Source organism: Paenibacillus sp. VMFN-D1, from assembly GCF_003386155.1.
Classification (GTDB): Bacteria; Bacillota; Bacilli; order Paenibacillales; family Paenibacillaceae; genus Paenibacillus_AQ; species Paenibacillus_AQ favisporus.
Genome location: NZ_QRDU01000002.1, coordinates 177954 through 197046, shown reverse-complemented (window position 1 = coordinate 197046; position 19093 = coordinate 177954). Strand labels below are relative to the sequence as shown.

Below are 19093 nucleotides of genomic sequence, written 5' to 3'. Positions count from 1 at the left end.
TTCACCCCGTTCACACCTTGATATTCATCATTTTCATAATCCATAGCAGGCAACCGGCCAGTCCCGCCAATGCACCTGTCGAAATCACGATGCCCATCCCGCTGTACAGCGGCTGCATATAGTCTCCGGCCGTAAAATTCATAAACATCAGCATCAGGATAGGCGCAGCCAACAAGGCTCTGGATTCAAACTTTTTCTGGGCGATCATGACCGAGATCTCCTGTTTGATATCCAGCTTCTCGCCGATCACAGTTGAGGTGTGCCGTACAACCTCGACAAGGTCCCCGCCCGTGCGCTTACACGTCGTGAACACATCCGCAAAATTCGTAATATCCTCCATTGCGGCACGGCGGCTGAAGTCATTCAGCGCATCCTCGACCGGTTCGCCGTATTCCATTCTTGCGCAGATAATACCCAGCTCAGTAATCAGGTCATTCTCCGCATCCGGGTCGAGCATCCGCAGGTCCTGAATAGCCTCCCTAAAACCGTTCTCCACCGATTTGCCCGCAGACAGGGAGGAAGACAGCGAATACAGCGCCTGCTTAAAGTGAAGATTCATCGCGGTCCTCCGGCGCTCCAGAAGATGAGCCCTCCAAAACCGCGGAACGATCCATCCGCCGGATGCCATGATTATAGCTACGAGCCATTGGTGATAGAACAAATAGCCGATTCCGAAGCATAACAAGCCCCCAATAGCAATGCATGCCGTACGCTGGAGCCCGTTCAACTCATAAGTCTGGTAATCCGGAAGCTTCTTCCCTATACCCTCTGGAGGAGGAGATCCGTCCATGCCTTGCCTTCTGAGCGCCCTGCCTGGCTTCTTGGGAGGAGCGGCCTCCCGCCGGTTACCGCTGCTCCCTGTTCCCTGCTTTTCGTGTAACATCGCTTCACCTCCCTGGTGACAGTACCCAACTGGTTTATTAAGGCCTTTTAATTTGATGCTGCATCAATCAGCCCGCGACCCCAATCTCCTCCTATTTGAATTAAAAATGTCCGCTTCACTTCTTAGCGGCGGCGATTCCCGCAGCTTGAAGCTTTGCGACATGAATCAATCCGTTTCCCGTCGGCTCCAACTCCCCTTCAACCTTTCCATCCTTCTCCCCCGTCTCCCGAAAACGGAACAGCGGATTAAGGACCACCTCGCCGTTCTCCAGCCCGGCCACCTCGCTGATTTCAGTGACCTTCCGAGTGCGGTCGCGCATCCTGGACAGGTGGACAAAAATATCGATCGCCGAGCTGATCTGATGGCGGACGACAGGCACAGGCAGATCCGCTCCGCTCAGCACCATCGTCTCCAGCCGGCTGATCATATCGCGCGTGTTGTTCGCATGGCCGGTCGATAAGCTTCCATCATGGCCGGTGTTCATCGCCTGCAGCATATCGAGCGCCTCGCTCCCCCGGACCTCGCCGACCACGATCCGATTGGGACGCATCCGAAGGGAGGAGCGGATCAGATCCCGGACGGCGATTTCCCCTCTCCCCTCAGTGTTCGCGTTACGGGTCTCCAGAGCGACCAGATTGGGGACGGTGACAATCTGAAGCTCAGCCGAATCCTCAATCGTGATCACCCGTTCGTCCGGCGGGATGAATTGCGACAGGGCATTGAGGAACGTCGTTTTGCCAGAGCCCGTCCCGCCGCTGATAAAGATGTTGTATTTCCCCACCACCAGCTGCTGCAGAAACTCAGCCGCCTCCGGACTCAGTGCTCTCCGGACGATCAAGTCCTGCATCGTCATCGGCGATTCGGGGAACTTCCGGATCGTCATCGTCGGCCCCTTCAGCGCAACCGGCGGCAGGACGATATTGACCCGCGAGCCGTCCTTCAGCCTGGCGTCAACGATCGGCGAAGACTCGTTGACGACGCGGTTCACGCCGGCAACGATCGACTGGATAATGTCTTCAAGCCTCGACCTCGATTCGAACTTCAGCGGCAGCCGGGACACCACGCCGTCCTGCTCGATAAAAATATCCTCGTGGCTGTTGATCATAATTTCGGTAATCGCGGGATTGTCCACCAAAGGCTGCAAAATGTCGAGCCCGCGGAACGAATCGAAGATCCGCCGGATCAGGCTACGCTTCTCCTGCGCGGTCAGCTCGCGAAGCTCAGGTCTTCTGAACACCGTCCGCTCGATATACTGCATCAGCTCCCGGTTGCCAAGCGCAGAAGTAACGTCCAGTCCGGACCGGATTTCTTGACGAAGCTCGCGGAACAGCTCTTCATCCATATCCCCTCACCCCTGAACCACTGACGAATGAGTCCCCCATGAGGGACTTGCACAGCTTAAGGATATCCCGCTGGTAGATCGGCGAGCTGAGCAGCAGCTCTTCGTTGCTGTTCTGCTTCCAGGAAGGGATATACGGCAGAACGCCGTCCACCTCCGGAATGCACGCGGGCAGCGGATTGGCCAACTGCCCGGTGAACCGATTGACCACGTACCGGCTCTTTCCGGCAAGCTCGGCGAACAGTTCCGGCTGGCTCCGCTCCATAAACGCAAACCACTGGCCGTTTTTGTACAGATTGGTGATGTCGTCCAGCATCAGCCAGACCAGGTGACGGCATCCTTCCAGGACGGCGGCCAGGCGTTCGTTCGGCCCGGAATCTGTGTCGGCGATCACCACGTCGTACCGGCCGCTTGCCGCGATGCTCTGCAGCAGCTTCCGTGTATCGGCCTTACCCAATTGAACCAGCTCTTTGAAATTGGTGACGGGTTTGAACCAATCCGCACGAATTCCCGGATGGTGGACGGTGTATGGCTCCGGAGATACCATCGTCTGCACATGCTTCTCCTCCTGGGCCGCTTTCAGCTCATACAGCATCCCGGGCAGCCCCTCGGCACTCTCCGCACCGCCCCCCTGTCTGGGAAAAATTCCGCTGCTGTTCACGGTTTCGAGGTTCAGGTAAAATACCGACAGGCCGGCCGCCCCCAGCTGTTTGGCCATATTAACGGCGGCGGTCGTCTTCCCGCTCCCGCCCACGACGGAGACGAAGCCGATCGTCACGGCCTCTCCGTCCGCCACCGGCAGTGTACGCCGCTGACCTTCCCTCCGGCATAAGCCGAGGATGGAAGCCATCAGCTCCGGAAGGGGCTGATATTTGGGGAGCACCGGTCCTTGTATAGAGGCGGCCTCCCCATGTCCGAGCAAAATCCAGTTCGGTATATCGCCGTTCTTCCCGGCAAGCCAGGATTCCAGGAAGGCGGCCTCCCCAACGACGGCGTCGGGCAGCTCCTCGCCGTCCATATACTTCATAAAAGCGTCCAATTTAGTGAATCCGGATATGTGCAGCTTGTCCCCAAACTCGCTGCTGTGAACATAGTGCAGGATACCCTCCAGATACTGCGCCTCCTTGACCGCGAGCGTAATTCGGTATGGTACCATCGCGAATGATCCCTCCTCGTTTCAGACAGCAAAAAAGCACCGTCCAACAACCCGCCTGGCGGGTGTTAAACGGTGCTTCCGTTATTGGTAAGTATTTACTTAATTTAGAATTTATCACATCCGGACCGGAAACACAATACACTTTGACATGAAAAAATCGATCCGGTGACGGTTCATTTTCACAGAAAACGGTTCCTAATCTCTGGCGTGGGCAGCAGGCAGGCTTCCTCCTTGCCAAACCAGCGGTACCGGTTGCGCGCAACCCAGCGATAGATCACGTTCCGGAGCGGCGCAGGCACAGCGATGAAAGCATACAGAAGCGGCCAAGGCTGCTTTAAACGCCGCACAATCCGCAAAGCCGCAGCAGATTCCGTATAATAGCGTCCGTTTTCAATCAGAACGACGGTATTTAGGGTTCCGACTGGCAATCCGCCCTCCCGGAGCAGCTTCTCTCCGATCTCGGACTGAAGTGAGGCAAAATGGAATATTCCTGCCGGATCCCGCTGGAGAATGAACTTGGTCAGCCCCTGGCATAAATGACAGACGCCGTCAATCAGAACAATGGCATTTGGCTTACCTGCGCTTCCTTGCTGCATGGTCATCGGCGAGCCCTCCCTTACCTCCAGTATCTTCCTTATTGCCTCGTAAATCAAGCCACTTTATTACTCCCCGAAAATAGAAAAAAGCACGGGATTCATAATCCCGCACCTGTATCTCCTGGATGATATTAATGGGCAAGCGCCTTATCAATCCATTGGTTCTCAACGATTTGCTGTTCCAGCTCGCCTGTAAAGCTCTCCATGCACTTGCAAATAAAGTCTTTGCGGCATACAGGACAAGGAGTTTTCTGCAATCGGCTGATGTTAGTCATTTTCCATTCCGGAAAACGGTTATAGAACGCACGGCACTCTGTTCCGTCAGCCAGGTTGATAATGAATTCGTACAATCCGCTTTTTTCATTGCTGCTGGCTTCTCTGACGTTCGTAATGATCGGTCTGTAAGACATATGCATCACCCGTTTATTTAGTTTTCTTGCCTCGGACAAATAGTACGTAACAAGTACTTAGACATATTAAATGAATTTTATATATCATGTCAACAAAGAAGGGTATGTAATTCATGTATTTGGCCCCAATATGTCTCTACAGTACCGATCGCTTTTGCTTCCCTTCAATATAAAGGATGCCTAACTCCCAAAGAAAATATCCAGAATCGTGCCAAGCTGATCTTTCTTTTTCCCTTCCAAAATATCGGGATTAAGCACCTCGACATTCCCGCAATGCTTGCAGGAAACAAATAAATAATGGATATGCTGGATATCAAACATCTTGCTGAGGCCGGCTCCCGTCATGGAAACCTCACGGATGTCGCAGATCCGCCCCTTGCACTTAACGCAAACAAAACGATCCTCAATGATGTCCTTAATGCTCAAGCTGATCTCCCCTTTCCTTTGGTGCCTAACTATTTTACGCCAGGGTGGTGGAAATCGTTCCAGGGATATGATTATGCCAAAAAAAGGATACGACAAAAAGCCGGAAGCAGCCGCCACCGCATGGTGAGCCCCCGGCTTTTGTTACGATGATAAAGTTCAGCGGAACTGAACCATTCCATCATCGCACGGAAAACTTCCGCGAAACGCGGCCAGTTTTCTATGAAGGTACGTCGATAGACGTTCGGATACATCCTGGCGTTATTTAAATCACGTTCAGCTCGACATCGATATTCCCCCGCGTGGCTTTGGAATACGGGCAAAATTCATGCGCCTTTTTCGCAAGCTCTTCCGCTTGTTCGCGTTCGATCCCGGGCAGCTTGATATCGAGACGGGCTGCAAGGCGGAAACCGCCGTCGCTCTCGTCTTTGCCGATCATGACGTTGGAAGTGACTTCCACATCATTCAGCTTCACGCCGGCCTGGCGGGCCACATTGGCCAGTGCGCTTTCGTAGCAGGCACCGTACCCGGCTGCAAACAGCTGCTCGGGGTTGGTTCCATTGCCGCCGGCTCCGCCTAATTCTTTGGGCATACTGAGTTCATGCTTCAGGACACCATCGGAGGATGCGACCGAACCCTCCCGGCCGCCATGGACCGTTGCCGTTGCCGTATATAGAGCTTTCATCTTCATCGACTCCTTTTCCTGAAATTTGACCCTACCCTCATTAATTAAAGCGATCCTTCCTATTTGAAACGGGATCCTTCGGGTAATGGCTATTCAGAAGAGGTGTGCATCCCATTCTTGTGTGTCCCAAAAATAATTGTACAACCACATAAAAGTTTCCCTAGACAAACAAATTTGTATGAGTACAATGAATAGTAGAACATTTATTACATTACAATAATTTTAATAAGGTGTGATGCATATGAAAGACACCGAAATTATACATCCTTCCAAGTCCAATACGTGGGAGAAACCGAAGGAACGAACTTCGCTGTCTGACGTAAACCAATCTATGAAAGTCCCGGTGAACGCCTCGACTTTTCGCAAATTTCTGGCCTTTGTCGGCCCCGGATATCTGGTGGCTGTAGGCTATATGGATCCCGGAAACTGGGCGACGGACATCGCCGGGGGATCCCGGTTCGGCTATTCCCTGCTGGCCGTGATCCTGCTGTCGAACCTGATGGCCGTCCTGCTCCAATCGCTGTGCAGCAAGCTCGGCATCGTTACAGGCCACGACCTGGCGCAGGCGTGCCGCAGCCATTACAGCAAGCCGGTCAGCATCGGTCTATGGGTGCTGTGTGAACTGGCCATCGCAGCCTGTGATCTGGCCGAAGTCATCGGTTCGGCGATCGCCCTGAAGCTGCTGTTCGGGATTCCGATCCTGTACGGCGTGCTGATCACCGCCCTCGACGTCCTGCTCGTGCTGCTGCTGCAGCACAAGGGCTTTCGGGCGATCGAGACGCTCGTCATCGTGCTGATCGTGACGATCGGACTGTGCTTCGGGATCGATCTGTGGCTCTCCAAGCCGGATGCCGCCAGCATCCTCACCGGGTTCATCCCGACGGCCGATCTGGTGACCGATCATCAGAAGCTCTATATCGCCATCGGCATCCTGGGCGCGACCGTTATGCCGCATAACCTGTACCTTCACTCATCGATCGTGCAGACCCGGCAGTATGAAAACACCGACAAGGGCAAGCGGGAAGCCATCAAATTTTCCGTATGGGATTCGACGATTGCGTTAACGCTTGCCCTGTTCATCAACGCGGCGATCCTGATCGTCTCGGCGGCGACATTCCACAAGGCGGGGATGACTACGGTCGCCGACATCAGCGATGCGTACCATCTGCTGACGCCGCTGCTCGGAACGACGCTCGGAAGCATTTTGTTCGCCGTCGCCCTGCTGGCATCGGGCCAGAACTCGACGCTGACCGGCACGCTCGCCGGACAGATCGTCATGGAGGGCTTCCTGAACCTGCGGCTGCCGTCCTGGCTGCGCCGGCTGATCACCCGGATGATCGCCATCATCCCGGCGGTCATCGTGACGGCCATCTACGGCGAGAGCGGCACCGAGGATCTGCTCATTCTGAGCCAGGTCATCCTGTCCCTCCAGCTGCCGTTTGCGGTCGTTCCGCTGGTCAAGTTTACTAGCGACAAGAAGCTTATGGGCAAATTCGTCAATCCGGTTTGGGTCAAAATATTGGCCTGGGTCGTGGCGGCATTTATCATTGTCCTGAACGTGTACCTTCTGGTTCAGACCATTTTCGGTTAATAGCAACGGACACAATAAAAAGCCCCGTATCTCATGGATTCCATGGATACGGGGCTTTTTTTAAATATCAGAACTTGCCGAGCTCGCTCAGGGCCAGGTTCAGCTTCAGCACATTGACCCGCTTCTCGCCGAATACGCCGAGGTCCCGGCCCTCTGTGTTCCGCTCAACGAGACGGTCCAGCTCATCGGCCGAAACGCCGCGCAGCTTGCTGATCCGCGGTACCTGGGCTTTCGCGGATTCGGGTGTAATATGGGGATCCAGCCCGGAGCCCGAGTTGGTGATCAGGTCCACCGGAAGCTCGCTGACCGGCACGTCAGGGTTGTTCTTTTGCCAATCCGCGATCGAGGCTTGAACCCGCTTCAGCAGCTCGGGATTGGACGGGGCATAGTTGTTCGATCCCGAACCCTCTGCCTTGTAATCAATACTGGAAACCCGCCCCTGGAAGAAGGAAGGGTCCGTAAAGGACTGGCCAATCAGCTCGGAACCCACGACCTTTCCCGTGCTGTCCTTTAGCATGCTGCCGCTCGCCTGGCTTGGAAAGATCAGCTGGGCCAGGCCGGTGCTCACCAGCGGATACGCAATCCCGCATAGGACGATCAGCACCAGACTCGTGCGCAGTGCGACACCCCACAAGGAACCGTTCCACTTTTCTTCGCCAACCGCCGTCGTCACTGTCGTCTTCATATCGTATCATCCCTTTTTCATAATCTACGCTTATCCATTTCTTTAATTCATTTGATCTAAATCCACAAATGGACCACCAGATCAATCAGCTTGATGCCGATAAAAGGCGCAATCACGCCGCCAAGGCCAAAGATCAGCAGGTTGCGGCTGAGCAGCCGCGACGAGCTTACCGGCTTGTAGGCCACCCCTTTCATCGCCAGCGGGATGAGCAGCGGGATAATGACCGCATTGAAAATCAGGGCGCTTAAGATCGCCGAAAGCGGCGAGCCGAGCTTCATGACGTTCAGCACGTCCATTTCCGGGATGGCGGCCATGAACATGGCGGGAATGATGGCAAAATATTTGGCCACGTCATTCGCAATGCTGAACGTGGTAAGCGCGCCGCGGGTCATCAGCAGCTGCTTGCCGATGGCCACGACCTCGATGATCTTCGTCGGATCGGAATCGAGGTCGACCATGTTGGCCGCTTCCTTCGCGGCCGCCGTGCCGCTGTTCATCGCGAGCCCGACGTCGGCCTGGGCCAGCGCCGGCGCGTCGTTCGTGCCGTCGCCGGTCATGGCGACCAGCTTCCCTTCGGCCTGCTCGCGGCGGATGACCGCGATTTTGTCCTCCGGCTTGCTCTCGGCGATAAAGTCATCGACGCCCGCCTCCCGGGCGATCGTAGCCGCAGTCAGCGGGTTGTCGCCGGTACACATGATCGTCTTGATCCCCATCTGCCGGAGCTGGTCAAAGCGTTCCTTCATGCCGGGTTTGACCGTATCCTTCAGGTGAATCAACCCGTAAATACGGCTGTCCACAGCGACAGCCAGCGGCGTACCGCCTTCCGACGCGATTTTATCGGATTCCATATCCAGATCCGCCGGAATACTTCCGCCTTGGGCCTGCACCCATCGCTTCACCGCGTCCACCGCCCCTTTACGGACATGCCGCCCATCCACCAGGTCGATGCCGCTCATCCGCGTCTCCGCCTTGAATTCGATAAACTCTCCAGCGGCGGCCGCCTCCGGATGAACCTCTATCGACTGCTTCTTCACCAGTTCCAGCACGGAGCGGCCTTCCGGCGTCTCGTCTTTAACCGAGCTGACGGCCGCCCAATAGGCGGTTTCTTCGTAATCCGCGTCCCCCACCGGAATGAACTGGCTCGCCATCCGGTTACCGAAGGTAATCGTACCCGTTTTATCCAAAATGATCGTGTTGATGTCGCCGGATGCCTCGACAGCTTTCCCCGACATGGCCAGCACGTTGAACTGCGTAACCCGGTCCATGCCCGCGATGCCGATGGCGGACAGCAGCCCGCCGATCGTCGTCGGAATGAGGCATACGAGCAGGGAGATCAGCACCGGGATATCCAGCGAAATGCCGAAATACTTGGCAATTGGCGCCAACGTGACGACCACAATCAGAAATATCAAAGTCAGTGTTGTAAGCAGCGTGTTAAGCGCAATTTCATTAGGTGTTTTCTGGCGCGCCGCCCCTTCGACCAGGGATATCATCCGGTCCAGGAACGATTCGCCCGGGTCGCTTTTAATCATCACCTTGATCTCGTCGCTGACGACGCGGGTTCCCCCGGTGACCGAGCTGAAATCGCCGCCGGCTTCTTTGATCACCGGTGCCGATTCGCCGGTAATCGCCGATTCATCCACCGATGCAAGACCTTCGATGACTTCCCCGTCACCCGGGATCATCTCGCCCTGGGAGACGATGACGACATCGCCTTTGCGCAGCTCGGCCGAACTGACGACCTTGATCTCGCCGCCCACCATTTTGTTCGCCGTCGTGTCTTTTTTGCTCTTCTTGAGCGTATCGGCCTGGGCCTTGCCACGGCCTTCCGCCAGCGCCTCCGCGAAATTCGCGAACAGGACGGTGAAGAGCAATATCAGAAACACGGTCAGATTAAACCCTATCCGTCCCTCGGTATGAAAATAAGAGGGAAAAAGAACCATCAGCAGCACCACGAAGGTGCCGACCTCCACAACGAACATAACCGGATTTTTCATCATTACGGCCGGGTTCAGTTTCATAAAGCTGTCTTTCAGTCCCTGTTTGGCAATGCCGCCAGACAGCATACTTTTGCGTTGTCCGCTCATGACTTGCTCCACCTCTTTAGTTAAGTGTTAAAAATTCGGCGACCGGCCCCAAAACGAGGACCGGAAGGAACGTCAATGCTCCGATCAGCAGCACGGTTCCGGTCAAAATGCCGGCGAACAGCTTGTTGTCCGTCCGGAAGGTACCCTGGGTCTCGGCAACCTTCTGCTTCACCGCCAGCGAACCTGCAACGGCGAGCAGTGCGATAATCGAAATATATCGGCCGAGGAGCATCACCAGACCGGTGCTGACGTTCCAGAATACGGTATTGTCTGCCAATCCCTCGAACCCGGAGCCGTTATTCGCCGCCGAGGAGGTGAACTCATAGAGCGACTGGCTCAAGCTGTGATACGAAGGATTGGAGAAGGCGTCGGTTCCCAGATGCGTCATAAACGAAATCGCCGTCGGCGCAAGAATAATGAAGGGATGCATCAGAATCGCCACCGCGATCAGCTTCATCTCCCGGGCTTCGATCTTCCGGCCCAGAAATTCCGGCGTCCGGCCAACCATCAGGCCGCAGATAAATACGCCGAGGATTGCATACATGATCATATTGACGAAACCGACCCCCTTGCCGCCGAACACGACGTTCAGCATCATTTCGGCCAAGGGCGCAAGTCCTCCCAGCGGCGTCAGCGTATCATGCATGTTGTTGACCGACCCCGTCGTTGCGGCGGTGGTGACGGTTGTGAACAACGCGGACTGCGCGATGCCAAAGCGCACCTCCTTGCCTTCCATGCTGCCGGCCGTGCTGTTGATTCCCAATTGGTTGATCAGCGGGTTGCCGGCTTTTTCCGAGAAATACGTCAGGCACAGGAACGCTACGAACAGCGTCATCATGACGCTGAAAATCATCCAGCCCTGCTTCTTGTTCCGGGCGAACCGTCCGAACGTGTAAGGCAGTGACGCCGAAATCGTCCACATGCTGAGAATTTCGATTACGTTGGTCAGCGGGCTTGGGTTCTCGAACGGATGGGCCGAGTTGACACCGAAGAAGCCTCCCCCGTTCGTTCCGAGGTGCTTGATCGATTCCAGCGAGGCTACAGGACCCAGCGGAATCTGCTGCACGCCGCCTCCCAGCGTTTGCACGGCCCGCATCGGCTCCAGCGTCTGCGGCACTTTGAGCCCGACCAGCACCAGGGTTACGATGAGGGCAAGCGGCACGAACAGGCGGACATGCGCCTTGATAAAATCCTCGAAGAAGTTCCCGAGCCCCTCACCCCTGCGGGTGATGCCGCGCATAAAAGCAATCGCGATAGCCAGGCCCGAGGCTGCCGAGGTAAACATCATCATCGTGATGACGATCATTTGGCCAAAATAAGACATGCCGCTCTCTCCGCTGTAATGCTGGAGGTTCGTGTTCGTCATAAAGCTGATGACCGTGTTGAAGGACAGGCTCGCCTCCATATTGCCGATGCCGCTCGGGTTGCCCGGAAGGGCGCCCATCGTTCGCAGCAATATATAGCTGATCGCTACCAGAAAGATATTGGTTGTGATCATGCTGAGCGCGTACTTTTTCCAATTCATGCTGCCCCGCTGCTTCAGCCCGATGATCCGGTATAGAACTCTTTCTACGCCGCCGAAAATCCGGTCCGTCCGGTTCGGTTCATTGGAGAACATATGATATACGTAAGTGCCTACCGGCTTCACGAGCAGCAGGAGCACGAAAATGACGATACAAATTTGCAAAATATCCAAGGCTGGCTTCCCCCTCTTACGAGCATGTTCTGTTTTGGCCCCTTGAGGCTTACAGATTTAAAATACCGGTCAAAATTTTTCCGGATGGATCAAGGCGTAAACCAAATAGATAAAGACAAGCACGGCGAATGCCCCAACGACAATCATTGGTCTTTGCCCCCTTCTTCCACCACTCGGCCGCACCAATGAAGAAATAACAAGAACACGCCAAAGGTGGCAGCGAGCGCAAGTATCATATATACATCCATCATCGTTTCCGGTCTCTCCTTTGCATGGTTAGAATCATCTTTATTTCAGTAAAAATCCGACTTCGCCGTTTAAGGTATAAATGATGTGATCTGCACCAAGCCCCCGGTAAATGCCGGGTGAGCTGCCCCTCTGCGTAATGACATATACCGGTTCCGACGTCCAGGGACGGCAGATCTGCAAATAGCGGCAGGTCAGGTTGAGGCTGCTTTCAAACAGAAAGATTTTGCCGACCTCTATTTCGGGCACCACCCAATCCTCCGCGTGATTCGTATTCAGCCGGATGATCCTCTGCACCCCCATTTTTCTCAAAAGGCGTTCCTCCCGGGCACTGTTGGTCAGAACGGCAAAGGGCCTCTTCCAATACATCAGCAGCTTGATAAAATTGCGTCCCGCCTCGTTCGGCGCGGTCACGATGACGACGTTGTCCATTTCAAAGGCTCCTCCTGTGCGGCAGCCGCGAATACGCAAAAGAAGCCGCAGGGAAAGAAGGACCTTTCCCGCGGCTTCTTGAATGTGGACGAATATGAAGGATCGTCCTATATTCAAAATGCGCACGACAAGTGCTGCCTCTCCCGTTACGCTGACGAGGTTAGCTGTCGGATTCGGGCGTGAGAGTCGCCCTACCTTCCGGTACTTACCGTACCGGAAAGATTCACCCCGGCGGCTTCCATTCCAGGCGGCCGCTGTGGTTCCCCCGCTCCCGGCCGTATCCGGCCGAAATTAAGCGTTATTGATAAGTGTATGTGATTGTGATGAATGCTCTCTTTTGTTCCAGTAAGCTAAAAAAGGGTAAAAAAAACACAGAGGCCAGCTGATCCCCCTGTGATCCGAAAGTTTATTCGGGTCGCAAGTTTCATCATTCCTCTCTCAAACGACGCTTACGAGGTTAGCTGACGGATTCGAGCGGTGAGAGTCGCTCTACCCGGCCGGATCCATGGCATCCGTAGCCGGGATTCACCCCTGCGGCTGGCAGCAGACCCCCGACTCTCACACCGGTTCGCTGCTCCATGGCACGCGTTTGGTTCCCCCGATTTCCGCGCTTTTTTGCGGAAACTCAGCGATTAGTAATGGAAACTGTATTGAATACGCTCTGAATCATACACCCGCTCCTTCCAAGCTGTAAAGGCAGTCTAAAAATCATGAACCGCGAATTTTGGAACATTCAGGACCTTATTAGCGCTTACATTTTGGCTTTTTGACTTCTACCTCTTCCATGCTCCCGATTTGACGCATTTATGGAATCCAGGTCATTCGGGGACACTGGCTCGCAGGAATATCCGCATTGACTTTACAGTTCAATCGTTTAAAATTAAATTGTGTGCTTGGTAAATGCTTCGGCTGGATGATGATTCATAGCAGTACAAAAGGAGGAGGATGGCAGTGAGCGTCTATGATTTTCAAGTGAACACGCTGCGCGGCAAAGAGGTATCGTTAAAGGAATATGAAGGTGACGTGCTGCTGATCGTGAACACGGCCAGCAAATGCGGATTTACGCCGCAGTTTCGCGGGCTGCAGGAGCTGTACGACGAGTTCCGCGACCATCATTTTCAAATTCTCGGCTTTCCGAGCAACCAGTTTGCCAATCAGGAGCCGGGTACCAGCGAGGAGATCGGCGAATTCTGCCAGATGAATTACGGGGTCACGTTCCCGATGTTTGAGAAGATCGACGTCAAGGGCAGCAACGCCCATCCACTGTTTCAATACCTGACCCGGGAAGCGCCGGGTGTGCTCGGATCGAAAGCGGTCAAGTGGAACTTTACCAAGTTCCTGGTCGATTCCAAGGGCAGGGTCATCAAGCGTTACGCGCCCAAAACGACACCGGACAAAATCGAAAACGACATCCGTAAGCTGCTTGCATCCGGAAAAAGCGAATAGGCAAATCAGCCCTACAAAATAACGCTACTTGCTGCGATCCGAATTCACTAGCTTTGCGGGACCCCGAAATATACGAAAATGCAATAAGCAAAAAAAGAAGCTCCCCTGGATTTCTCCAAGGAAGCTTCTTTCTGTGTTCATAGATGCGGTAGAGAGGACTCGAACCTCCACGGGCGTACGCCCACTACCCCCTCAAGATAGCGTGTCTGCCATTCCACCACTACCGCATAATATCCAAAGTTCATTTAGCGAACTTTTTTATTATACACAAAATCATCCGAATTGTAAAGGGAAATACATTAAAACACCATCCATGTAATATTATATAACACATAAAACAACAAAAACAGTGATTAAGTCGCCCTAACATTGACAAATCACAATATTTATGTAATATTAACTTACAAATAATAGTGATCGATGATTTAACTTCGCAATTCATGTAATATTTATTACCACAACAAAATGGAGGTGACCGCGTTGAACGACAAAAGCACCAAACTGCTCGATTACGTGCAAACGCTGGATAACGACTTGTCGGTCGGAGGCTTCAGCCATGTGTTCGACCTCCAAACCCGGATTGCAGAAGGGCGCATCCAGAGCCAGGAAGAGCTGGAAGGGTTCATCCTTCATCCGATGATGAATCGTTTGGTCCGCCAAGACGGCGCGGCCATTCTGGCGATTTACGCAGCTGCCGACCAACGGGATATCCGTCAGATCGCCCGGATTGACCGGTACATCCTCGGAAGAATCGCTGCCCATGAAAATGATGAAGCGGTGCGCCAACGGGGCAGAAGACTTTTGAAACTGGCCCAGGCTCTGTACCCCTGGCTCAATCTAAAGGTTCTTGACGAACTCGCGCAGAAGGAGCTGTCTCCCGTCTGCCTGGCCACGGCGCATGCCTATGTCAACTATCAGCTCGGGTCCAGCCGCGACCACACCGTTTATGGCTATATGCAATCTGCGGTCTGCACATGCATCCAGCTCGCTGCCCGCTCGCTGAGCATTCCGCCTCACGACGCCAAAGCGTTGGCCGGCAAATGGACGGCTGAAATGGAGCGCGCATGGACAGCGGAGAAAGACTCCCTGCCCACAGACCTTTTCAATATCCAAGAGAACGACTCCCATATCGCCTCGTGATCTCTTTAACAACACCACAAAGGCACTCCGCTCTGCCCTGCCGCAGCGAAGTGCCTTTTCTGTTCCCATGTATGTACTTGACCTTCATCTTACTGATCGCGGGACTGGTTCTTCCGGTATTCCACAAACTTGATGTACTCCTTGATAAACTCCTTCTCGTGATCGGATAGCGGCATTTCGTTTAACTGCCTTCCGTTTTCCCACAAATAAGGATCCTGCTGCTCTTTCACCATATACGGCCCCGGTTCCTTACCCAGAATCAGCCAATCAAGGCTGACGCCGAAAAAGCTCGAAATTTCGATCAATTTATTGGTGCTCGGGGTGGACTTCCCCCTTTTCCAATCTCCGAAATTCCCCGTGCTGATATTAAGCTGCTCGCAAAACGACTTTTTGGTCATCCCCTTCTGCTTAATCAATGCCTCAATACGTCCGTAAATGGATTGCATAAAAAACCGCCTTCCAGTCATGTCGCAAAAAAAACGACGCATTTAAGTAATTTTACGCTTGAAATATGACGCAAAAACGTGTATAGTATTCTTTATATTAGGAATTTCCATACCTATGGCTCTTATTGTATCATTAGTCCCTTTTCTAATCCAACCGCCCTGCAATCATTCACTTCATATCTGACATTACCTTTCCAACGCGATTCGGGCCCGCTTATGACCAATACCAAGACAGGGAGCGACCGCTTTTGCACACACTCGACATTTCTTATCATGAATTGATCCATGCCATGAGGCAATGTATTGCCGTCGTGGATGCCGGAGGAGTTATCATTTCAGTGAACCACGCCTGGATTCAAAGCGCATATGACGAAGGCGTCCCCCAATCCTTTAACTGGGTTGGTATTAATTTTATGCAAATCGCCGACGCCCTTTCAGGAGAAGACGAACAAGACCTGGACAGACTCCAGGCGGTTTTGCAGGGTATTTCTACATACTACAGGAACGAATTCCGGTCGAGCTGCATCCAGCCCTCCCGCTGGTTTCAAATCGAGGCTTTCCCACTCCGGAACGGCGCCAGGGAGGAACCCCAGGGAATGATCGTCTGCCTGTCGGATATCAGCCGAAGCAAGCAGCTCGAGAACGACTTGATGACCGCCTTATCCCAGATCCGCACTCTACGCGGATTGCTGCCCATTTGCGCTGTCTGCAAACGAATTCGCGATGACGATGACTTGTGGAATTCCATCGAGAGTTTTTTGCAAAAGCATGCCCACACCGAATTCACGCACGATATTTGCCCGGACTGCATACGGCGGCTGTATCCCAAGTACTCGTCCATATTGGACACACCTACTCACCAGTAGCTGTACTACCTCCAGTCTCTTCCCCAACCAAACACTTCTTCAAAATCATCGTCAACGCGCCGCAGTTTTTTTCGTTGACGTTCTTTGTTCATATCCATATAATTGTTATGACAATTATATTTTGAAGGAGTGTTTTCCCTGACCCGCTTCTCATCTTCGTCCCAAACGATCGGTTTCCGATACGGAAATATGTCCCGCAGAATGTCTTCTATTTTTGCAGGCCTGCTTAAACCTTACGGCATCACACCCGAGCAATGGTCCGTACTGTACCAGGTTCACCTCCAGGAAGGGATTAACCAGAAGGAACTCGCGCTTCGTTCCGGCAAAGACCAGCCCTCCATCACCCGCATTCTCGATGTGCTGGACAAGAAAGAACTGATTCAGCGCAAGCCGGATCCGGCCGACCGCCGGGCTTATTTAATCTACGCCACGCCAGCCGTGCAGGAGCTGATGAAAGAAACGATCCCGATGGAGCTGAAGCTTAATGACGAGCTGATCGCCGGCATTACGGACGAGCAATTGGAGTCACTGAACCGCATCATGGATCAAATCAATAAAAATATAGATCGAATTTTAATGGAGTAGGAGTCACCTATGAACGACACCCGAGAGAAACTGTGGACACGTGAGTTTATTATGCTTACGCTGTGCAACCTGCTGTTATTTTTAAATTTGCAAATGATCGTATCCCCTCTGTCCGGCTATGTAAAAGAACATTTTCACGCCAGCGCCTTCATGGTCAGCATGTTTACGACCCTGTTCTCGCTGGCTGCGATCGTGGCGCGCCTGTATTCTGCCAAGGCTTTGGAGAGAGGCATCCGTAATCAAATCTTATATATCGGCCTTGCCTTAGCGCTGCTCGCCACCTTCGGTTACCTGTGGAGCGGCACGATGGCACTGCTGCTGCTGATGCGGATCGTGTTCGGCGTGGGCTTCGGCATGGGCAGCACGACGCTGCCTACGATGGCATCCGGTATTATACCGGTCCGCAGGCTGGGCGAGGGCATGGGCTATTTCGGACTGTCGACAAGCATCGCCCTTTCGCTTGGACCTGTTATCGGGACGGCGCTTCTGGAGAACAAAGGGTTCGACACGCTGGTATATGCTACGCTAATCGTTATTGCCCTGATCTTCCCGCTGGTCATTCCGCTGACCAAAAAGGTAACGCCGGCCGCCCCGGCCATTCCAAAAGAATTTACGGCGGTGCCCCAGAAGCAGGGCTTTCCGAAAGCGCTCCTTCTGCCCAGCCTGATGAACCTGCTGATGTCCATTACCTATGGCGGACTGCTCAGTTTTATTAATTTGTTCGGAAAAGAGGCCAGCCTCGCGAACGCATCGCTGTTCTTTCTGTTCAATGCGGTCGCCGTCGTGCTGATTCGGCCCATCTCGGGCAAAATCTACGACCGCAAGGGACATATCGCCCTGCTCATTCCGTCGGCGGTGCTGCTCATTGGAGGGCTATGGCTGCTGTCTTATGCCCATACCACCGGATTTTTAGCCCTGGCTGCCTTGTGTTACGGCCTCGGATTCGGTACGGTTCAGCCGACCCTTCAATCTTGGATGCTGCAGCAGGTTCCTCCGCAAAAGCAGGGGCTCGCCAACAGTATGTATTTCAACTCGCTGGACCTTGGCATCGCCGTTGGAGCCATGATTTTGGGCCAGATCGCCCAATACTCGACTTACGGGGCAATGTACCGTTACGCATCCTTGTTCCTCGTCCTGTTCATCATGGTATACGCGTTCTATCTTGCGAAACGGGCCAAGAACAACAACATGCCAAACCGCGATACCGGAACGTCCACAACCGTATAAAGCCCCTTGGGCTTGATCGATTCAGCACCTTTCTGCACCTGGCAGAAGGGTGCTTTTGATTTCTTTTACAATCACAGCCATATGCCCCCGGCCCCACACATCACCTACTCCCTGTAGTTGTTCTGGTTCCACTAGTGGCTCTCCCAATGCATCATTGAAAATCACTTCATAATTCAATGTAATATTCTATTACTTGAAATGTTAAATATACTTCCAAATCTATCAATCAAGGAGTAAAATAGTCATATTATCTACCATAAGCCATATTCCTATTCCAATTCCGGGGGAGAGATTACGATGAACATGCCGGCCGCATCCACTGCCTTCGAGACGTTTATGCCCGTTCAGCCGGGCTTTGCCAAGCATTTTACCGATTACACAGAGCATTGCGACTTATTACCAGACACTCCGCTGCCTGTCCTGTTCTACCAATTCTCGGTCCCATGCGGCCACTCAGGACGCTGCCCCGTGCTGCCCGGGGGACATGTTGATATGTTGTTCCCGGTCGGAGGCTCCCCTACCGATTCCTTGCTTCTCGGCAGCGTCCTTTGCCGCCGTGAGGTGCCGTTTCGTCCAGGCACGTTATACTTCGGTGTCCGGCTGCTTCCCGTCCCCCTCGCTCCTGCTTTTAAAATTCCGCTAAAAGAATTGGCGGACCGGTCCTCGCCGCTGGATCGCGCCTTATCCATTCCAGCCGCCGCCATGCAGCAAATCCAGCAGGAAGACGCCTCTTTTCATCGCAGAATATCCAGTTTCCACAGCGGCTTCCGTAAGCTGCTTCATTCCGGGCCATGTACTGCCACTTCTGTACCATCGCACTTTTATCAGGCCATCCGGCTTATTTTTCAGTCCTGCGGCAATATCAGCATAACCGAGCTCTCTACAGCCATGGACTGTTCAACACGGAGTTTTCGTTCCCTGTTCGAGTCGTACATCGGCCTACCTCCCAAGCTGTTCTGCCAAATCATCCGGTATCAATCGGCCGTGGGCAGACTGCTGCTTCCGTCGCGGGCGGCTTTTAATGACATTATTTCAGAGTACGGCTATTACGACCAGGCCCACTTTATCCACGAGTTCAAAAAATTCAGCAGCGAATGCCCAACCCGCTGGATGGTGCAGCTCCTGCGGAAATCGTAATCTAGTTATCATTGCGT

Annotated in this window: 20 protein-coding genes, 1 tRNA gene and 2 riboswitches; of the genes, 7 read left to right on the top strand and 14 right to left on the bottom strand. The window is 53.5% G+C overall.

Translation table 11 applies throughout. From position 1 onward, the window contains the following. Positions 1-10: 10 nt before the first annotated feature. The 7 genes from C7820_RS16170 to C7820_RS16140 all read right to left on the bottom strand — a co-directional run bounded on the left by C7820_RS16170 (position 11) and on the right by C7820_RS16140 (position 5492). On the bottom strand, positions 11-790 hold the full coding sequence (locus C7820_RS16170; protein WP_116232641.1) for a type II secretion system F family protein: 780 nt from the start codon (positions 788-790) through the stop codon (positions 11-13). A gap of 208 nt (positions 791-998) precedes the next feature. Beyond that, positions 999-2225, bottom strand: coding sequence for a TadA family conjugal transfer-associated ATPase (locus C7820_RS16165; RefSeq protein ID WP_116231930.1), 1227 nt, complete (start codon positions 2223-2225; stop codon positions 999-1001). Continuing rightward, entirely contained in the window at positions 2218-3378 is a 1161-nt protein-coding gene (locus tag C7820_RS16160; protein WP_116231929.1) for a P-loop NTPase family protein, read from the bottom strand. The genes C7820_RS16165 and C7820_RS16160 overlap by 8 nt, the downstream gene beginning before the upstream one ends. Before the next feature lie 179 nt (positions 3379-3557). After that, positions 3558-3980: a thiol-disulfide oxidoreductase DCC family protein gene (locus tag C7820_RS16155; protein WP_244364193.1), complete on the bottom strand. Its 423-nt coding sequence runs from the start codon at positions 3978-3980 to the stop codon at positions 3558-3560. A gap of 125 nt (positions 3981-4105) precedes the next feature. After that, positions 4106-4384 (bottom strand): hypothetical protein, encoded by a 279-nt coding sequence (locus C7820_RS16150; RefSeq protein ID WP_089549992.1) that lies wholly within the window; start codon positions 4382-4384, stop codon positions 4106-4108. Positions 4385-4564: 180 nt separating this feature from the next. Next, a complete protein-coding gene (locus C7820_RS16145; protein ID WP_076173476.1) occupies positions 4565-4810 on the bottom strand; it encodes a zinc ribbon domain-containing protein in 246 nt (81 codons plus the stop codon). A gap of 262 nt (positions 4811-5072) precedes the next feature. After that, positions 5073-5492 (bottom strand): organic hydroperoxide resistance protein, encoded by a 420-nt coding sequence (locus tag C7820_RS16140; RefSeq protein WP_089549991.1) that lies wholly within the window; start codon positions 5490-5492, stop codon positions 5073-5075. Positions 5493-5733: 241 nt separating this feature from the next. Between C7820_RS16140 and C7820_RS16135 the strand changes: the two genes are divergently transcribed. After that, on the top strand, positions 5734-7083 hold the full coding sequence (locus C7820_RS16135; protein WP_076173478.1) for an Nramp family divalent metal transporter: 1350 nt from the start codon (positions 5734-5736) through the stop codon (positions 7081-7083). Between the two features lie 67 nt (positions 7084-7150). Here the strand turns inward: C7820_RS16135 and kdpC are convergent, their stop codons facing one another. The 5 genes from kdpC to C7820_RS16110 form a co-directional block, all read right to left on the bottom strand. Next, on the bottom strand, positions 7151-7768 hold the full coding sequence (gene kdpC, locus C7820_RS16130; RefSeq protein ID WP_116231928.1) for a potassium-transporting ATPase subunit KdpC: 618 nt from the start codon (positions 7766-7768) through the stop codon (positions 7151-7153). A 56-nt stretch (positions 7769-7824) separates the two neighbouring features. Beyond that, complete coding sequence (gene kdpB / locus C7820_RS16125) at positions 7825-9855, bottom strand: potassium-transporting ATPase subunit KdpB (RefSeq protein ID WP_116231927.1); 2031 nt, start codon at positions 9853-9855, stop codon at positions 7825-7827. A 16-nt stretch (positions 9856-9871) separates the two neighbouring features. Further along, a complete protein-coding gene (gene kdpA, locus C7820_RS16120) occupies positions 9872-11551 on the bottom strand; it encodes a potassium-transporting ATPase subunit KdpA (protein WP_116231926.1) in 1680 nt (559 codons plus the stop codon). 69 nt (positions 11552-11620) lie between these two features. Continuing rightward, positions 11621-11698, bottom strand: coding sequence for a K(+)-transporting ATPase subunit F (gene kdpF / locus C7820_RS34100; protein ID WP_354502751.1), 78 nt, complete (start codon positions 11696-11698; stop codon positions 11621-11623). Between the two features lie 141 nt (positions 11699-11839). Beyond that, a complete protein-coding gene (locus tag C7820_RS16110; RefSeq protein WP_105446046.1) occupies positions 11840-12229 on the bottom strand; it encodes a hypothetical protein in 390 nt (129 codons plus the stop codon). 135 nt (positions 12230-12364) lie between these two features. Then, positions 12365-12537, bottom strand: a riboswitch (cyclic di-AMP (ydaO/yuaA leader). A 122-nt stretch (positions 12538-12659) separates the two neighbouring features. Then, a riboswitch (cyclic di-AMP (ydaO/yuaA leader) is annotated at positions 12660-12870 on the bottom strand. Between the two features lie 310 nt (positions 12871-13180). Between C7820_RS16110 and C7820_RS16105 the strand changes: the two genes are divergently transcribed. Beyond that, on the top strand, positions 13181-13675 hold the full coding sequence (locus tag C7820_RS16105; RefSeq protein WP_089549985.1) for a glutathione peroxidase: 495 nt from the start codon (positions 13181-13183) through the stop codon (positions 13673-13675). Between the two features lie 144 nt (positions 13676-13819). On the opposite strand, the gene C7820_RS16100 is transcribed toward C7820_RS16105, so the two are convergent. Next, positions 13820-13902, bottom strand: a tRNA-Leu gene (locus C7820_RS16100). 253 nt (positions 13903-14155) lie between these two features. On the opposite strand from C7820_RS16100, the gene C7820_RS16095 reads away from it, so the two are divergent. Next, positions 14156-14815: an urease accessory protein UreF gene (locus C7820_RS16095; RefSeq protein WP_181909085.1), complete on the top strand. Its 660-nt coding sequence runs from the start codon at positions 14156-14158 to the stop codon at positions 14813-14815. Between the two features lie 89 nt (positions 14816-14904). Here C7820_RS16095 and C7820_RS16090 read toward each other — a convergent pair whose 3' ends face one another. Beyond that, positions 14905-15261 (bottom strand): helix-turn-helix domain-containing protein, encoded by a 357-nt coding sequence (locus C7820_RS16090; protein ID WP_076173486.1) that lies wholly within the window; start codon positions 15259-15261, stop codon positions 14905-14907. Positions 15262-15509: 248 nt separating this feature from the next. Between C7820_RS16090 and C7820_RS16085 the strand changes: the two genes are divergently transcribed. The 4 genes from C7820_RS16085 to C7820_RS16070 all read left to right on the top strand — a co-directional run bounded on the left by C7820_RS16085 (position 15510) and on the right by C7820_RS16070 (position 19076). Next, the gene (locus C7820_RS16085; RefSeq protein WP_116231924.1) at positions 15510-16127 is read left to right on the top strand and encodes a PAS domain-containing protein; all 618 of its coding nucleotides are present in this window, start codon (positions 15510-15512) and stop codon (positions 16125-16127) included. Positions 16128-16328: 201 nt separating this feature from the next. After that, entirely contained in the window at positions 16329-16712 is a 384-nt protein-coding gene (locus C7820_RS16080) for a MarR family winged helix-turn-helix transcriptional regulator (RefSeq protein ID WP_167372902.1), read from the top strand. A gap of 9 nt (positions 16713-16721) precedes the next feature. Further along, positions 16722-17939: an MFS transporter gene (locus C7820_RS16075; RefSeq protein WP_116231923.1), complete on the top strand. Its 1218-nt coding sequence runs from the start codon at positions 16722-16724 to the stop codon at positions 17937-17939. 297 nt (positions 17940-18236) lie between these two features. Continuing rightward, positions 18237-19076 carry a helix-turn-helix domain-containing protein gene (locus C7820_RS16070; protein WP_116231922.1) on the top strand — a complete coding sequence of 280 codons (840 nt, stop codon included), beginning with the start codon at positions 18237-18239 and terminating at the stop codon, positions 19074-19076. Positions 19077-19093 lie beyond the last annotated feature (17 nt).

What these genes read in the sequence shown, in the direction of transcription:
- C7820_RS16170 (WP_116232641.1), bottom strand. Translation starts at nt 790, where the DNA reads ATGGACGGATCTCCTCCTCCAGAGGGTATAGGGAAGAAGCTTCCGGAT.
- C7820_RS16165 (WP_116231930.1), bottom strand. Translation starts at nt 2,225, where the DNA reads ATGGATGAAGAGCTGTTCCGCGAGCTTCGTCAAGAAATCCGGTCCGGA.
- C7820_RS16160 (WP_116231929.1), bottom strand. Translation starts at nt 3,378, where the DNA reads ATGGTACCATACCGAATTACGCTCGCGGTCAAGGAGGCGCAGTATCTG.
- C7820_RS16155 (WP_244364193.1), bottom strand. Translation starts at nt 3,980, where the DNA reads ATGACCATGCAGCAAGGAAGCGCAGGTAAGCCAAATGCCATTGTTCTG.
- C7820_RS16150 (WP_089549992.1), bottom strand. Translation starts at nt 4,384, where the DNA reads ATGTCTTACAGACCGATCATTACGAACGTCAGAGAAGCCAGCAGCAAT.
- C7820_RS16140 (WP_089549991.1), bottom strand. Translation starts at nt 5,492, where the DNA reads ATGAAAGCTCTATATACGGCAACGGCAACGGTCCATGGCGGCCGGGAG.
- C7820_RS16135 (WP_076173478.1), top strand. Translation starts at nt 5,734, where the DNA reads ATGAAAGACACCGAAATTATACATCCTTCCAAGTCCAATACGTGGGAG.
- kdpC (WP_116231928.1), bottom strand. Translation starts at nt 7,768, where the DNA reads ATGAAGACGACAGTGACGACGGCGGTTGGCGAAGAAAAGTGGAACGGT.
- kdpB (WP_116231927.1), bottom strand. Translation starts at nt 9,855, where the DNA reads ATGAGCGGACAACGCAAAAGTATGCTGTCTGGCGGCATTGCCAAACAG.
- kdpF (WP_354502751.1), bottom strand. Translation starts at nt 11,698, where the DNA reads ATGATTGTCGTTGGGGCATTCGCCGTGCTTGTCTTTATCTATTTGGTT.
- C7820_RS16110 (WP_105446046.1), bottom strand. Translation starts at nt 12,229, where the DNA reads ATGGACAACGTCGTCATCGTGACCGCGCCGAACGAGGCGGGACGCAAT.
- C7820_RS16090 (WP_076173486.1), bottom strand. Translation starts at nt 15,261, where the DNA reads ATGCAATCCATTTACGGACGTATTGAGGCATTGATTAAGCAGAAGGGG.
- C7820_RS16080 (WP_167372902.1), top strand. Translation starts at nt 16,329, where the DNA reads ATGTCTTCTATTTTTGCAGGCCTGCTTAAACCTTACGGCATCACACCC.
- C7820_RS16075 (WP_116231923.1), top strand. Translation starts at nt 16,722, where the DNA reads ATGAACGACACCCGAGAGAAACTGTGGACACGTGAGTTTATTATGCTT.
- C7820_RS16070 (WP_116231922.1), top strand. Translation starts at nt 18,237, where the DNA reads ATGAACATGCCGGCCGCATCCACTGCCTTCGAGACGTTTATGCCCGTT.